This window comes from Bradyrhizobium sp. AZCC 1721 (assembly GCF_036924715.1).
Lineage (GTDB): Bacteria > Pseudomonadota > Alphaproteobacteria > Rhizobiales > Xanthobacteraceae > Bradyrhizobium.
Genome location: NZ_JAZHSB010000001.1, coordinates 558,917 through 573,525, shown reverse-complemented (window position 1 = coordinate 573,525; position 14,609 = coordinate 558,917). Strand labels below are relative to the sequence as shown.

Annotated in this window: 13 protein-coding genes; 4 read left to right on the top strand and 9 right to left on the bottom strand. The window is 63.8% G+C overall.

Annotated features, from left to right (window positions below):
* Nucleotides 1-8: 8 nt before the first annotated feature.
* Nucleotides 9-809 (top strand): enoyl-CoA hydratase/isomerase family protein, encoded by an 801-nt coding sequence (locus V1273_RS02705; RefSeq protein WP_334408636.1) that lies wholly within the window; start codon nucleotides 9-11, stop codon nucleotides 807-809.
* 359 nt (nucleotides 810-1,168) lie between these two features.
* Here V1273_RS02705 and V1273_RS02700 read toward each other — a convergent pair whose 3' ends face one another.
* From V1273_RS02700 to V1273_RS02690, 3 genes are all read right to left on the bottom strand, one after another.
* A complete protein-coding gene (locus V1273_RS02700; protein WP_334408635.1) occupies nucleotides 1,169-1,933 on the bottom strand; it encodes a hypothetical protein in 765 nt (254 codons plus the stop codon).
* A 1-nt stretch (nucleotide 1,934) separates the two neighbouring features.
* Complete coding sequence (locus V1273_RS02695) at nucleotides 1,935-2,729, bottom strand: enoyl-CoA hydratase (protein ID WP_334408633.1); 795 nt, start codon at nucleotides 2,727-2,729, stop codon at nucleotides 1,935-1,937.
* Between the two features lie 145 nt (nucleotides 2,730-2,874).
* Nucleotides 2,875-4,110: an ABC transporter substrate-binding protein gene (locus tag V1273_RS02690; protein ID WP_442894058.1), complete on the bottom strand. Its 1,236-nt coding sequence runs from the start codon at nucleotides 4,108-4,110 to the stop codon at nucleotides 2,875-2,877.
* Between the two features lie 129 nt (nucleotides 4,111-4,239).
* Here V1273_RS02690 and V1273_RS02685 point away from each other — a divergent pair, with 129 nt between their 5' ends.
* Nucleotides 4,240-4,758: a hypothetical protein gene (locus V1273_RS02685; RefSeq protein ID WP_334408630.1), complete on the top strand. Its 519-nt coding sequence runs from the start codon at nucleotides 4,240-4,242 to the stop codon at nucleotides 4,756-4,758.
* Nucleotides 4,759-4,954: 196 nt separating this feature from the next.
* On the opposite strand, the gene V1273_RS02680 is transcribed toward V1273_RS02685, so the two are convergent.
* The gene (locus V1273_RS02680; protein WP_334408629.1) at nucleotides 4,955-5,368 is read right to left on the bottom strand and encodes a VOC family protein; all 414 of its coding nucleotides are present in this window, start codon (nucleotides 5,366-5,368) and stop codon (nucleotides 4,955-4,957) included.
* Between the two features lie 83 nt (nucleotides 5,369-5,451).
* Between V1273_RS02680 and V1273_RS02675 the strand changes: the two genes are divergently transcribed.
* Together V1273_RS02675 and V1273_RS02670 are read left to right on the top strand one after the other, a co-directional pair.
* Nucleotides 5,452-6,240, top strand: coding sequence for a thermonuclease family protein (locus V1273_RS02675; protein WP_334408628.1), 789 nt, complete (start codon nucleotides 5,452-5,454; stop codon nucleotides 6,238-6,240).
* A 101-nt stretch (nucleotides 6,241-6,341) separates the two neighbouring features.
* Nucleotides 6,342-7,829 (top strand): M48 family metalloprotease, encoded by a 1,488-nt coding sequence (locus V1273_RS02670; protein ID WP_334412156.1) that lies wholly within the window; start codon nucleotides 6,342-6,344, stop codon nucleotides 7,827-7,829.
* A gap of 172 nt (nucleotides 7,830-8,001) precedes the next feature.
* Here the strand turns inward: V1273_RS02670 and V1273_RS02665 are convergent, their stop codons facing one another.
* The 5 genes from V1273_RS02665 to V1273_RS02645 all read right to left on the bottom strand — a co-directional run bounded on the left by V1273_RS02665 (nucleotide 8,002) and on the right by V1273_RS02645 (nucleotide 14,235).
* Nucleotides 8,002-8,361: a hypothetical protein gene (locus tag V1273_RS02665; RefSeq protein ID WP_334366128.1), complete on the bottom strand. Its 360-nt coding sequence runs from the start codon at nucleotides 8,359-8,361 to the stop codon at nucleotides 8,002-8,004.
* 447 nt (nucleotides 8,362-8,808) lie between these two features.
* On the bottom strand, nucleotides 8,809-9,594 hold the full coding sequence (locus V1273_RS02660) for a CarD family transcriptional regulator (RefSeq protein ID WP_334366127.1): 786 nt from the start codon (nucleotides 9,592-9,594) through the stop codon (nucleotides 8,809-8,811).
* A gap of 415 nt (nucleotides 9,595-10,009) precedes the next feature.
* Nucleotides 10,010-10,348, bottom strand: a complete 339-nt coding sequence (gene fdxA / locus V1273_RS02655) for a ferredoxin FdxA (protein ID WP_057842040.1) — start codon at nucleotides 10,346-10,348, stop codon at nucleotides 10,010-10,012.
* Nucleotides 10,349-10,471: 123 nt separating this feature from the next.
* Nucleotides 10,472-10,741: an RNA-binding S4 domain-containing protein gene (locus V1273_RS02650; protein WP_028347636.1), complete on the bottom strand. Its 270-nt coding sequence runs from the start codon at nucleotides 10,739-10,741 to the stop codon at nucleotides 10,472-10,474.
* Nucleotides 10,742-10,812: 71 nt separating this feature from the next.
* Nucleotides 10,813-14,235 (bottom strand): helicase-related protein, encoded by a 3,423-nt coding sequence (locus V1273_RS02645; RefSeq protein ID WP_334408626.1) that lies wholly within the window; start codon nucleotides 14,233-14,235, stop codon nucleotides 10,813-10,815.
* Between the last annotated feature and the right edge of the window lie 374 nt (nucleotides 14,236-14,609).

The following is a 14,609-nucleotide window of genomic DNA, read 5'->3' as shown; positions in this document are numbered from 1 at the left end:
GAAACCGCATGAGCAAATACACTGATATCGGCGTCGAGAAGCACGGCCATGTCGGCCTGATCGAGATCCGAAAACCTCCGCTGAACTTCTTCGACGTCTCGCTGATCAACCAGATTGCTGATGCGCTGGAGGAGTTCGACAACGACATCGAAATCCGCAGCTCCGTGCTCGCAGCCCAAGGCAAGGCGTTCTGCGCCGGCGCGGATTTTTCCGATCCGAGGCGGCAGGAGCAGGAAGCGAGCGCGCAGAATGATCCGGCCGCCAATCTGCCGATCAACCATCTCTACGTCCAGGCCGTGCGAATCTTCCGCAACAAGAAGCCGATCGTCGCCGCCGTCCATGGCGCGGCCATCGGCGGCGGCCTGGGACTAGCCGTCTCGGCCGATTTCCGCGTCACCTGCCCCGAGGCACGCTTCGCCGCCAACTTTACAAAACTCGGCTTTCATCCTGGCTTCGGCCTGACTACGACGCTTCCCGAACTCGTTGGCCGCAACAACGCCGAACTGATCTTCTACACCAGCCGCCGCATCACCGGCGAGGAAGCCACGCGAATGGGCCTTGCCAATGTCTGCGTGCCGCAGGACCAGGTCCGCGCCGAGGCCATGAAGCTTGCCGCCGAAATCGCCGAATGCTCCCCGCTCGGCCTGATCTCGACCCGCGCCACCATGCGCGCCGGCCTCGCCGACCGCGTCATGGCCGCCACCAACCACGAGCTCGCCGAGCAGACCAGACTCCGCGCCACGGAAGATTTCAAGGAAGGCGTCAAAGCCACCGCAGAGCGAAGGGCGGCGAACTTCAAGGGAAGGTGACCTAGCACAACTCTCTCACCCCGTCGTCCCGGCCTTGAGCCGGGACCCATACGCCGCGGCCCGCGGAAAGGGCACAAGGGGAGACGGCTTCGTTCGCGATGGGCAACGTGGTTATGGGTCCCTGCGTTCGCAGGGACGACGGTGAAGGTTAGCCTCGTCGCTACAAGACCGCCGCATCCACGCTCATGCAAATCAGCCGAAACGTCACTCCGCTCTCTCAACGCGTCGTCCCGGCCTTGAGCCGGGACCCATACGCCGCGGCCCGCGGAAAGGGCATAACGGGAGACGGCTTCCTTCACCATCAGCAATGGTGGTTATGGGTCCCTGCGTTCGCAGGGACGACGTGTTGATGGATTTCGCTACGCCACCAGCCTGAACATCACGCCGCAAGGATCGAACGCATCGCCCGACACCTTGCAGCCCTTCGACTTGGCCGCGTCGCGCACCTTGGCGATATCAGCGACTTTGAACGTCAGCCCGCTCATTAGATCGCTCGCGCCTTTCACAAATCGGAAGCTGGCATTGGGCAGTTTCAACACCGGCTCACCGCCTGCCCCATTGCTGACGGCGAGACCCAAAATCTTCCCCCAATGCTCCGCCAACCCTTGCGGATCCGGGCTCTGCATCTCGACTTCCGTCAGCGCCACCGTCACGTCCTTGCGGATCGCCTTCTGCCAGTTCGGCCCCGCCGGCGGATAGGGTCCCAGCACGTCGTCGCTGCCATCGGTATGATTGAACTCGATGAACGCGGCGCGGCAATCGCGCGGGTGCAGTTGCACGCCGTGATAAGGCGCGTGCGTGATCACATTCGCCGTGCGCACGTCGATCGCATTGGCGTGCTGGCCGCGCGCGTCGGGATCGTTGCAGCAGAAGATCGCCATGTAGCCGCCGCGGCCGCCTGTCTTGTCGAGGAAGCGCCCCGCCGCGGTGCCCGGCTGGATCGGCGCCACCACTTCGAGCAGGATCGTGTCGACCGGTAGCAGTGCGTTCTCCAGTCCGTACTTGGCGACATTGCCGTCGCGGTAACAGACGTTGAGGCCCATGATCTCGGAAATGTCCGAGATCACCGGCTCCAGATGCGGCGCCACCAGGCAGATCTGCCGCAGCCTGAGATATCCGGCCATCTCAGTGCCCCTGAAATACAGGCTTGCGCTTCTCGACAAACGCCCTTGCCGCCTCCTTGTGATCGGCGGTGTCGCCCGAGCGCGAATGATGGATGGCTTCGGCGTCAAAACAGGCTTCCAGCGACATCGTCTCGGCATTGTTGATGTTGCGCTTGATGTAGCCCAGCGTCACCGACGGCCCCTGTGCCAGCGACATCGCGAGATCATGCGCCTCCGTATCGATGTCGGCGTCCGGCACCACCTTTGTCACCATGCCGAGATTGTAGGCCTCCGTTGCGCTCAGCACCGGCGAGGTCAGATAGAGCTCGCGCGCTTTCGCAGCTCCGAGCATCTGGGTGAGGAAATAGGTGCCGCCGTAATCCCCTGACAATCCGACCTTGGCGAACGCGGTCGTGATCTTGCAGGAGGCGCTGGCGACGCGCAGGTCGCACGATAGTGCGATGGAGAGACCGGCGCCCGCGGCGGCGCCATCGAGCTGCGCCACGACGGGCTTCGGCATCTGGTGCAGGATGCGCGAGACTTCCATGCCGCGGCGCAAGTTCGCCATCTTGGCCTCGAAGCCGAGCGGCGCCCTGCCCTCCGCCATCGATTTCACGTCACCTCCGACGCAGAACATGCCGCCGGCGCCCTTCAAGAGTACCGCGCGCACCTCGTGATCCTCCGCCGCGCGCCGTGCGGCTTCGACCAATCCGCGCGTCATGTCCGGATTGAGTGCATTGCGCCGGTCGGGACGGTTCATCGTGATGGTGAGTAGCCCAGCGTCGAGCTTCTGGAGGACCATTTCGTTTGCGCTCATGGGTGGTGCTTTCGTTCGTTGGTTGAGATGGAATTCCGGCCTCTCCCCGTCATTGCGAGCGAAGCGAAGCAATCCATACTTTCTTTGCCGCTCTATGGATTGCTTCGTCGCTTACGCTCCTCGCAATGACGCGGAAGCAGCGGTCTTATTTCTTCACCAGCGGACAGCGCGAGGCCTCCAGCGGCTGGAATGCCTCGTTGCCCGGGATGGTCGCCAGCAACTTGTAATAATCCCAGCGCGTCTTCGACTCTGACGGCTTCTTGACCTCGAACAGATACATGTCGTGCACCATGCGGCCGTCGTCGCGAATTTTGCCGTTCCTGGCGAACATGTCGTTGACCGGCGTCTCCTTCATTACCTTCATCACCGCGGCCGCATCCGTGGTGCCCGCGGCCTTGACCGCTTTCAGGTAATGCAGGACCGACGAATAAACGCTGGCCTGCGCCGCGGTCGGCGGCCGCTTGACGCGCTCCATGAAGCGTTTTGAAAACGCGCGGGTGTCGTCGTTGAGGTCCCAATAAAAGGCTTCGGCAAGCAGCAGGCCCTGCGCCGTCTCCAGCCCGACGCTGTCGATGTCGGTGACGAAGGCGAGCAGCGGCGAGAGCTTTTGTCCGCCGCTCCTGGTCAGCCCGAATTCCGCCGCCTGCTTGATCGCGTTGATGGTGTCGCCGCCGGCATTGGCGAGGCCGACAACCTTGGCCTTCGAGCTCTGCGCCTGCAGCAGGAACGAGGAGAAGTCCGACGTATTGAGCGGATGCTTGACGCTGCCGAGCACCTTGCCGCCGGCCTTCACCACCACATTGCTGGTGTCCTTTTCCAGGTCCTGGCCGAACGCATAGTCGGCGGTGAGGAAGAACCAGGTCTCGAAGCCGCTCTTGACGGTGGCGAGCCCGGTGACGTTGGCCTGCGCGAACGTGTCGTAGGAATAATGCACGGTGTAGGGGCCGCAGGCCTCGTTGCTCAGCCGGATCGAGGCGGGGCCGCTATACATCACGATCTTGTTGCGCGCCTTCGCGATCTCGCCGGCGGCGAGCGCGGTCGCGGAAGCCGCTACGTCGTACAGCATCTCGACGCCCTGATTGTCGAGCATGTCGCGCGCGATGCTGGCGGCAAGATCGGCCTTGTTGAGATGATCGGCCGCGACGATCTCGACCTTGCGCCCCAGCACCTCGCCGCCAAAATCCTCCACCGCCATCTTCGCCGCGGTCTCCGAACCCGAACCGGTGATGTCTGCGTAAAGCCCGGACATGTCGAGAATGCCGCCGAGCTTGAGCGGCGGCTTGCTTTGCGCCATTGCCGCGCCCGCCGACATCGCCAGCGCAGCGGCGACAATGCTTGCTGTTGCTCTCTTCACGGAGTCCTCCCTGCTCACGCGCCGCATTGCCTGCGGCTTTAAAAGTTTTCGGCGCGATCATGCCGCATGGGTTCATGAGCGGCAAGGCATGCGGGGAAGCGGATTCCGTCGCGATTTCCGCTAAGCGGAATGATCTCGTAGGACGGGTAGAGCGACTTGTCCGCCGTAGCTCAACGAGCGAAGGCGGAAGCGAAACCCATCAATTTCCTGCGCGGCGACATGGTGGGTTCGCTTCGATACCCATCATCGCTCCGTTTGCGCAAATTTCTGAAAATAGCGCTGCTTGTCTGCTTGGCGCTAGCGGCCATTCCGGCCGCAATGTACATCACCCTATGGCTCTGGATTTGGTACGAGACCGCCAAAGCCGATGAATTTTATCGAGATCATCGCCTGCTTGGTGAAATGCGCGCCGCAGAAAAGGAGAGCACGAATAACTCTGTACCGGCACGCGAAGCATTTTTGAAGATTGTCCCGCTGGGAACGGACAGGGAGGCCGCCATCGCCGTGCTTCGCAAAGAGACACTTAATTGCCAGGGCATCGTCGGGCCCGTCCTCACATGCCAAACGATGTCGCCCAACGGCTTTGGATCCAAACAGTGGATCGTATACCTGGACTTCGATGCCGATGGGCGCCTGAGCGACGCACGCATCGCCATCTGGAACATCTTTCTTTAGCGATAGTCCTAGGATGGGTGGAGCGCAGCGCACCCATCCTACGGCCGCGTATCGAAACGCTCGTGTCCCGGACGCGGTGCAGCGTCTCTTGACGGCGCACCGCAGAGCCGGGACCTACCGCCGCAACATGGACTCCGGATCAGCAGCGCATTACGCCGCTGATGCGGCGCACTGCGCAGCATCCGGGGAACGCCACTCATGCCAACAACCCCTTGCCCGGCACGTGATTGAGCTCGAGCCGGATGCCATCGGGATCCTCGAACAGGATCGAATAATAGCCTGGCGCCCATTGGTCTTCGCGCGGCGCACGGATGATCTTGGCGCCGAGCGTCTTCAGGAAGCCGTGCAACTCATCGACATCGGCGCGTTCGCGGGCGCGGAAGCAGAGGTGGTGCAGGGCGACGCGCTGCTGTTCGAAGGCAGCGCCCTCGTGCTCTGGCGACGGCGCGCTGATGCCGACCGCGGTGCGGCCGCCGACGCAGTAGTAGGTCGTCTCGCTATCGATGACCGGCTTCAAGCCGAGAAACGGCAGCAGCTTGCGATAGAAATCGCGGGAGCGTTCGTAATTCGAGGCGGTGAGAAAAATATGGGCAATGCCGTTGACTTCCATTGTCTCCCCCTACCTGGCAATCTCAGGTAGTATTGCTGTCATTGATCGAGCATACAGGAACGAGCGGGACAGAGAGCAGCGTTATGACCGGTCCGGCATTGCGTTACAGCGCTGCGCTTACGGCATCCGCCGCATTGTTTCTCGCGCTGGCGTCCACCGGCGAGGCCGACGCCGCCGACTGCGTATTGGAGCGGCAGGGCGAAGGGCGCGTCGCTGCCGTGGTCGATGCGCGCGGCTTTCGCCTCGAGGACGGCCGGGAAATCCGCCTCGCCGGCATCGAGCGCGCGGGAACCGACACGGCCAGCGGCAGGGCCGCATTGTCGGCTATCATCACCGGCCGCGACGTGACCCTGCATGGCGAGGATGACACGCCGGATCGGTACGGCCGGCAGTCGGCCTTTGTGTTCGTGACCGGTTCGGAACAATCGGTGCAAAGCGAGCTGCTACGCCGCGGCGAGGCCCTGGTTTCGAGCGATATATCCGACAAAAATTGCGCTGCAGCGCTGTCCGCCGCCGAGGGCGTGGCGAGAAATGCCAAATTGGGAATCTGGGCAAGTTCAACTGCCATAAAAAACACGGAAAGTCCGGGCGATATTCTGGCCGCGATTGGGCACTTTACGGTGGTCGAGGGCAAAGTGCTGTCCGTTCGGCAGGCGGGGGCAATGACCTACCTGAATTTCGGGCGGAACTGGACACGGGACTTTGCTGCGACTATTTCAAGGCGCATCATACCGGCGTTCGAGAGCGCCGGCCTTGGACCTAAGTTGCTCGAAAATCGACGGATTCGTGTCCGCGGCGTTGTCTCGTCGCGGGGAGGACCGCGAATTGAGTTGCTTCGGGTGGGGCAGATTGAGGTGGTGGGCGGGAAATAGCGTTTGATTCGAGGGCTGGCATCGGTCTTCGCTGGGATCACGCGCAAACAAGAGGGGATGAGATCAAGGATCCCGGTCGGATCGTGATCTTAGTGGCTGATTTGACGCATCGTGCAGAACGGCGCGAAGGAAACACGGGCTGCCGCCTTCTGGCTGCGCCGGCGCTGTTGTGCGTGGCGCTGATCCTTTCTTCCTGTGGAAATCTCGGGAAGATCGAGACCGCCGCACCGACGGTGCCCGCGCCGAAGCCGAGCCGCACTGTCGCACAGACACCGGCGAGCGAGCGCGAGCACGAGCGCATTCTGGCCTCCTATGGCGGCGCCTATGACGATCCGAAACTCGCAACCCTGATCGGCAAGACGGTCGACCGGCTGGTGGCGGCGTCCGACCGTCCGGACCAGGCCTACCGGGTGACCATCCTCAATTCCGGCGCGGTCAACGCCTTCGCGCTGCCGACCGGCCAACTCTATGTGACGCGCGGGCTGGTGGCGCTCGCCAGCGACACCTCGGAACTGTCCTCGGTGCTGAGCCACGAGATGGCACATGTCATCGCAAAGCACGCCTCGATCCGGGAAGATCAGGCACGGCAGGCGGCGGTGGTGACGCGCGTCGTCACCGACATGAGCAACGATCCGGATCTGACCGCGCTGGCGCTGGCGAAAACCAAGCTGACGATGGCGAGCTTCTCGCGGCAGCAGGAGTTCGAGGCCGATGGCATCGGCGTCGGCATTTCGGCCCGCGCCCGCTTCGATCCCTATGGCGCGGCGCGCTTCCTCGCCGCGATGGAGCGCAATGCGGCGCTGAAGGCCGGCAAGACCTCGCTCGATCCGCGCGCGCAGGACTTTCTGTCCTCGCATCCGGCAACGCCTGAGCGCGTGCAGAACGCGCAGGCCAGCGCGCGGCAATACACCTCGCCGCAGAGCGGCGAGCGCGACCGCGAGACCTATCTCGCCGCCATCGACAACATCGTCTATGGCGAGGACCCCAGCGAGGGCTTTGTGCGCGGGCGTCGCTTCCTGCATCCGAAACTCGGCTTCACCTTCCAGGCGCCCGAGACGTTCACGCTCGACAACACTGCGCAGGCCGTGATCGGCGTGCGCGAGGGCGGCACGCAGGCGATGCGCTTCGACGTGGTGCGCGTGCCGGCCGAACAGTCGCTCGCCGATTACCTCAATTCCGGCTGGATGGAAGGTGTCGACAAGGGCTCGACCGAAGACCTGATGATCAACGGTTTCCCGGTGGCTGCGGCGTCGGCGAATGGCGATCAGTGGCAGTTCAAGGTCTATGCGCTACGTTACGGCAGCGACGTCTACCGCTTCATCTTCGCCGCCAAGCAGCGCAATACCGAAAGCGAACGAAATGCGCGCGAGACCGTCAACTCGTTCCGCCGCCTGACGCTGGAAGAAATCCAGGCCGCGCGCCCATTGCGTATCAAGGTCATCACCGTGCAGCCCGGCGACACCGTGGAATCGCTGTCCCACCGCATGACCGGCGTCGACCGCCCCACCGAGCGCTTCCGCATCCTCAACGGCCTCGACCAGCACGCCCAGGTCAAGCCGCGCGATCGCGTGAAGATCGTGGTGGATTGAGTGGGGAAGCACGCCGCTGCGTCGTCGTCCCCCGCCTAGTGCGCAATTGCGTACCGGGCGCGGGGACCCATACGCCGCGGTCGCTGTAATAGCGCAATCCGCCAAACGCCCTAACGCAGCAACATCGCCCTGTGGTTATGGGGCCCTGCTTTCGCGGCGATCTCTCCCGACGCTACTCGATAGTCACGCGCGAACGCCACCGCGACTCAAAACTATTGTCATCGTCAAGCATCCGCGCCTGCGCATCCATGGGCTCGCTGCGCTTCTCTGTGACGATGCTTACCGGCTCGGCCTCGGCCTTCGCTTGCGCGGGTGCAGGCGCCGCGGCAGGCCACCGCAACAACGATTTCGAAATCACGGTCCTGCCGGCGTACCAGCATTTGCGGCCGTCGATCAGGCGCCAGGACCAATGCCCTTGCGCGCTTGACGGCACCGCGGCGCTGCATTCCCTGACCTGCGCGGCCGGCGCGCTGATCGGAAGCAGCGCGGCCATGACAATGGCGAGAAAGACTGACTGAACCTGCCCTTTCATCGAATCCCCCTTGCGGTAGATCTGGATGTGGCTGGGAGGTTCTCCCCCGATTCTGGTCACAAAAAGTCGAAAATTGGGCCACTTTCCGCGTAAGTGACTGCAAGGTTTAGCCTATTCTGCCTCTTGTCGTCCCGCACAAGCGACTTGTCGCCGTTGCCTCAACAACGCCGCCCTGTGGTTATGGGCCCCTGCTTTCCGCAGTGGCGACACGTTCAGAGGTTCTCGCCTCTGTCCTGTCGTCCCTGCGAACGCATGCGAACGCAGGGACCCATAACCACGGCCTACATTGCTGAGGCGCAGCCGTCGCCCCGAGTGCCCATTCCGCCGACCGCGGCGTATGGGCCCCTGCTTTCGCAGGGGCGACGGCAATCGCTCGCTATAGCAATGCAGCCAAACAAAAAGCCCGGTCTTTCGACCGGGCTTTTCGTTTCAATCCCTGGGATTCTTTCAGGCAGCTTCGTCCGCCACGGCGGCGTCGTCGCCGTCGGCGTCGACATCCGCCTCGTCGGCCTCAGTATCAGCTTCGGTGGCTTCGGCCTTGGCGCCGCGGCGCGGGCTCTTGGCGAGCTGGCTTTCGATTTCCTTGACCGCTTCGGTCTCGGTCGAATGCTGCACGACCGCGATTTCGCGTGACAGCCGATCGAGCGCCGCTTCATAGAGCTGGCGTTCCGAGTAGGACTGCTCGGGCTGCGATTCCGAGCGGTAGAGGTCGCGGACCACTTCGGCGATCGCGACGATGTCGCCCGAATTGATCTTCGCTTCGTATTCCTGCGCCCGGCGCGACCACATCGTGCGTTTGACGCGCGCACGACCTTTCAGGGTTTCGAGGGCCTTCTTGACCAGCGCCGGCTCGGACAGCTTGCGCATGCCGACATTGGCGACCTTGGCGGTCGGCACGCGGAGCGTCATCTTGTCCTTCATGAAATTGATCACGAACAGCTCGAGCTTGGCGCCCGCGATCTCCTGCTCCTCGATGGCCAGGATCTGGCCGACGCCGTGAGCCGGATAGACCACGAATTCATTGGCCTTGAAGCCCTGACGCTGGGTCACGACCTTCTTCGGTTCCTCGACGCGCGGCGCGGCGGCAACCGGCTTGGCAGCAGCCTTCGGCGCGGCGGCTTTCGGAGGAGCAGCCTTCACAGGGGTCTTGACGGGATGCTTGGCAGCAACTTTCGACGCAGTGGTCTTCGAACCCGTCGCTTTCGCGGCGGTCTTGGCAGTCTTTTCTGGCATTGCGCTTCTTTTGTTCTTTGAGGACTTTGTGGCCGAAACCTTCTTGGCGTCCTTCATGGGCGCCTTGGCACGGCCTTTGGTTGCGCTGCGGCTGGCCGGAGCGGCTTTTTTCGTCGTCTTGGAAGCACTCTTTTTACGCGTTTTCTGTGACACAGCCTGCGCGCGGAACTGCCACGCCCCTGTTCGATGTTTTTACGAAAACCCACCGGGGCCACAGGATACGCATGGCCGGGATCGGCTTTTATCTGCCGAATATAGCACATTTTCCGCAAAAATCAATGATTTACGCCGGGTTCCGGGCCCTTACGGGGCGGTTTCCGTCATAAGACCGCTAACAGGGTTAAATCCGCTCACCGCGTTCGGTTCAGATTGGGGCTAAAATCAGGCTCGACGAACCCGCAACTTATCCACAGGCTTAATCGCCGCTACCGGGTTCCTTGGAAAAATATTTCTCGAACTTGCCCTCGACACCTTCGAATTCTTTCGCGTCCGGCGGGGCGTCCTTCTTCTGGGTGATGTTGGGCCAGCTCTTGGCGTACTCGGTGTTGACCTCGAGCCACTTCTCGAGGCCCGGCTCGGTGTCGGGCTTGATGGCATCCGCCGGACATTCGGGTTCGCAGACGCCACAGTCGATGCATTCGTCGGGATGGATGACCAGCATGTTCTCGCCCTCGTAGAAGCAGTCGACGGGGCAAACCTCAACGCAGTCGGTATATTTGCACTTGATGCAGGCTTCAGTGACGACGTAAGTCATCCAACGCTCCGAAACGGATCAGTTTTCCGGGGTTTGCGTAGCGCATGCGGTGCGCTGCCGCAAGGGAAGCAGCGGCCTCTAGCGGCCGTTTTTCAGGCGTCCCTGCGTGCCCTTTCCAGATAGTTATTGTTTGTCGTTCTGCAAATCATCGTAGAGCACGCGCGCCGCCGCAGCGTCGCCGCGCCGCTCGGAAAATCCCACCACTTTCAGGATGCGCACAGTGCGGTCGAGCCCGATCGTCAAGACATCGCCGACCTTCACCGAATGTCCCGGCGCCATCTCACGCACGCCGTTGATGCGGACGTGACCGGCCTCGACGAGGGCGGCAGCCGAGGTGCGGGCCCTCACCACCCGCGCATGCCACAGCCATTTGTCGAGACGCTGCCGCTCCAACTAATCTCTCGTAGTTTATTCTTCACGCGTTTTCTTGGACCGCGTACCCACTTCGCTTGAAAACGCTTTGGCTATTCCTTACGGCCGGCGAGTTGCTCCTTCAGCGCCGCCAGCTTTGCGAACGGTGAATTCGGATCGACCGGCCGGTCGCGGTCGCGTGGGCTCGCGCTCGTCGCCCATTGACGGTGCGAGGGGCCAGAGTCACGCTTGTCGCGGCCGCCCTTGTCGCGTCCGCCGAAATCACGGCCGCCGCGCTCGCCCTTGTCGCGGCCACCCTTGCGCTCGCCCTTGTTGCGATCGAATTTGTCGCGGCGCTCCTCGCGGTCGCGGCCCTTGCTCTCAAAACGCTCGCGCGGCGGACGGTCCGGACGCGCTTCTGCCGCGGGCGCGCCTTCTGCGGGCGGCGCTGCCGTAGCATCGGCCGGTGCGCCCTCGCGCGGCTTTCTGAACTCGTGGCGACGGCCACGGCGATGGCGCTGCTCGCGCTGCGCGCCCTCGCCTTCTCCGGCAGCGGCCTGCGCACCTTCGCCCGCGCGATGGCGCTGGCGGCTGCGGTCGTGATGCGGACGGCGCTCGTCGGAACGGCCGCCGGGCCGCCAGACTTCGACGAGTGCAGGCTCTGCCGGTGTCTCGGACTTGGCTTCGGCTGCCGGAGCTTCGACCGGAGCGGCTTCGGCAGGCGCTTCGGCTTCGGCAGGCGCTTCGCTCGCGGTTTCGGGTTCGGCTGCCGCTTCCGCGGCGCTGACCGCTTCCGGCGTCTCCTGTTCCGGAGGCGCATCCGCGATCGCGGCTTCCGCCGGTGTGGTCTCGGCGGGCGCAGCTTCCACCGCAGCAGCGGGTTGTTCGGCGGCCACCGGGGTCACATCCGGCAGCAGCGAGGCCGACGACGGCGCGGGCGCGCCGCTGACGGGCACTTCGGCCGCGACTTCTTCCGCCGGCGCATCAGCAGTCGTCTCAGCGCTCGCCTCGACCGGCGGCGTTTCGGCGGAGACCGTCTCGACGACGGCCTCGGGCGCGGGCTTCGGGGCGAGCTGCGGGCGGCGGTCCATGCGGTAGCCGAGCGCGCGCAGGATCGAGGCGAAATCCTCTCCTGCGGATCCCGTCAGCGAGGTCATCGCCTGCGTCACCACAAAGCCGCGGCCGTCGAACGCGCCGGCGGGCTTTTCGCCCGGCGACGTCTCGCGCCACGCCAAAGCGGGACGAATGAGATCGGCGAGACGCTCCAGGATGTCGACGCGCACTGCACGCTCGCCGCACTGGCGGTAGCCGAGCACGCGATAGGCATCGCGCGGTAACGCCTTGTCGACCGGGAACGAGGTGCGCCCCGAGCTCGCCAGATGCTGCGCGCCTGACAGCGCGGACATATCGACATTGTCCTGCTTCTCGGCCCACAACAGCGAGGCCAACGCGCGCGCCGCGGGCTTCAAGAGCCCCGGGAAATAGATGTGATAGGCGCCGAACCGCACGCCGTACTTTCGCAACGTCGCGCGCGAGGCCTGGTCGAGATCCTTCATCTCGCTCGCGATCTTCGAGCGCTCCAGCACACCGAGCGCTTCGACGAGCTGGAATGCGATGCCGCGCGCAATACCCGTGATGTCCTCGGCCTTCGACAGCCCGAACAGCGGCCCCAACAGCTTTTCGATATGCGTCTTCAGCCACAGATCGAGCCGCGCTTGCACGGCCTCGCGCGGCGCGCCGGAGAGGCGCTCATCGGAAATGATGCGGATGCGCGGATGCAGCGCATCGTCAGCCGCGACGAGTTTTGCGACCGCATCGCCGGTCCAGCGGATGGTGCCGTCGGAAGTCAGCACGAACTGGTCGTCGGGCGCGGCCGAGAGCTTTTCCGCGCGCGCGTTTATCTCGCTCGCCAGCACCTGCTGGGCGGCCGCCTGCAGCGCTTTCGCGTCCGAGCCGGCTTCCGCCGCATCGGGTGCAAAGGTGAATCCATCGAGCCGGCCGATCGCGTGGCCTTCCACAATCACTTCGCCGGTCTTGCCAATTTCCGTATTCAAAACTGAGTTCTCCCGCAGGCGGCGCATCAATACACTGGTCCGCCGGTCAACGAAACGCTCCGTAAGGCGTTCATGCAGCGCATCGGATAATTTATTTTCCACCTCACGGGTGATCCCCTGCCAGTGGTCGGGGTCGGACAGCCAGTCCGGCCGGTTGGCGACGAAGGTCCAGGTGCGGATTTGCGCGATCCGGCCCGACAGCGTGTCGATATCGCCGGTAACGCGGTCGGCCTGGTCGACCTGGGCGGCAAACCATGCGTCGGGTATCCGACCTTTCTTCATCAGGAATGCATAAAGCGTGGTCACGAGCTCGGCGTGGGCAGCGGGCGCGATCTTGCGGTAATCCGGGATCTGGCAGGCGTCCCACAGCCGTTCCACGGCTGGTGCGCCGTGGGCCATGTCCCTCACCTCGCCGTCGCGCGCCGCATGATCGAGCACGCGCAGATCTTCGGCAATCGGCGCGCGGGTCAAGGCGTCATGCCCGGGCGGCAGCGCCAGCGACACCTGCAGCGCGCCGAGCGAGGAGAAATCCAGCCTCGAATTCCGCCATTGCAGCATTTTGACGGTGTCGAACGTGTGGTTCTGCAGCGCGTTCACCAGTTCCGGCTCGAACGGTGCACAGCGCCCCGTGGTGCCGAAGGTGCCGTTGCGCGTCGCGCGCCCGGCGCGGCCGGCGATCTGCGCGAACTCGGCCGGATTGAGCCTGCGGAACTGATAGCCGTCATACTTGCGGTCGGAGGCAAAGGCGACGTGGTCGACGTCGAGGTTCAGCCCCATGCCGACGGCGTCGGTGGCGACGAGATAATCGACGTCACCGTTCTGGAACATCGCGACTTGCGCGTTTCGCGTGCGTGGCGAGAGCGAGCCAAGCACGACGGCCGCGCCGCCATGCTGGCGGCGGATCAATTCGGCGATCGCGTAGACTTCATCGGCCGAGAACGCGACGATCGCGGTGCGGCGCGGCTGGCGCGTGATCTTGCGGTCGCCGGCGAATTCGAGCTGCGAGAGCCTCGGACGCGTGACGATGGAAGCGCCCGGCAGCAGCCGCTCGATGATCGGCCGCATGGTGGCGGCCCCTAACAGCAGCGTCTCGTCGCGGCCGCGACGGTGCAGGATGCGATCAGTGAAGACGTGCCCGCGCTCGAGATCGGCCGCGATCTGGATTTCGTCGACGGCGAGAAACGAGACGTCGAGATCCCTGGGCATCGCCTCGACGGTGGAGACCCAGTAGCGCGGGTTCTTCGGCTTGATCTTCTCTTCACCCGTGACAAGCGCAACCGCCTCAGTCCCAGCGCGATCGGCGATCTTGTTGTAGACCTCGCGCGCCAAAAGCCGCAGCGGCAGCCCGATCACGCCGGACGAGTGCCCCAGCATCCGCTCGATGGCCAGATGCGTCTTGCCGGTATTGGTCGGCCCGAGCACGGCGGTGACGCCCGCCCCGGGCGCGCGATCGTTCGCGAACTTGGAAGGAGAGAAAGCCATTCTGTGCAGGTGTTTCTTATTTAGGTGCGAGCGCCCAACCCGTCATTGCGAGCCACCCGGTCGGCGCAAAGCGCCGCCGGATGACAGGCTCCGCGAAGCAATCCATAGCGCCACACGTGTGGAGGTATGGATTGCTTCGTCGCTTCGCTCCTCGCAATGACGGAAAAACGCGGAGTTTCTCTTTCGTTTGGCACCAACTGCGCCGATTCTGTTTCACTTTGCGACGGTGATGCGGTCGCGGCTTAAGCTCTGGAACGAGTCTGGAACGAATCGCGTCCGAATCGCTGACTCCTCCCGAGACCCGATACGTTCACCGCAACATCTCGCGCTGAAGCGCACCCGGCGACACTAGATCAAGTTTACGGCGGCTCCAC

Coding starts and splice junctions, on each gene's coding strand:
- V1273_RS02645 (WP_334408626.1), bottom strand. CDS start 14,235: ATGGCTTTCTCTCCTTCCAAGTTCGCGAACGATCGCGCGCCCGGGGCG.
- fdxA (WP_057842040.1), bottom strand. CDS start 10,348: ATGACTTACGTCGTCACTGAAGCCTGCATCAAGTGCAAATATACCGAC.
- V1273_RS02690 (WP_442894058.1), bottom strand. CDS start 4,110: ATGCGGCGCGTGAGCAGGGAGGACTCCGTGAAGAGAGCAACAGCAAGC.
- V1273_RS02675 (WP_334408628.1), top strand. CDS start 5,452: ATGACCGGTCCGGCATTGCGTTACAGCGCTGCGCTTACGGCATCCGCC.
- V1273_RS02660 (WP_334366127.1), bottom strand. CDS start 9,594: ATGCCAGAAAAGACTGCCAAGACCGCCGCGAAAGCGACGGGTTCGAAG.
- V1273_RS02695 (WP_334408633.1), bottom strand. CDS start 2,729: ATGAGCGCAAACGAAATGGTCCTCCAGAAGCTCGACGCTGGGCTACTC.
- V1273_RS02700 (WP_334408635.1), bottom strand. CDS start 1,933: ATGGCCGGATATCTCAGGCTGCGGCAGATCTGCCTGGTGGCGCCGCAT.
- V1273_RS02665 (WP_334366128.1), bottom strand. CDS start 8,361: ATGAAAGGGCAGGTTCAGTCAGTCTTTCTCGCCATTGTCATGGCCGCG.
- V1273_RS02680 (WP_334408629.1), bottom strand. CDS start 5,368: ATGGAAGTCAACGGCATTGCCCATATTTTTCTCACCGCCTCGAATTAC.
- V1273_RS02705 (WP_334408636.1), top strand. CDS start 9: ATGAGCAAATACACTGATATCGGCGTCGAGAAGCACGGCCATGTCGGC.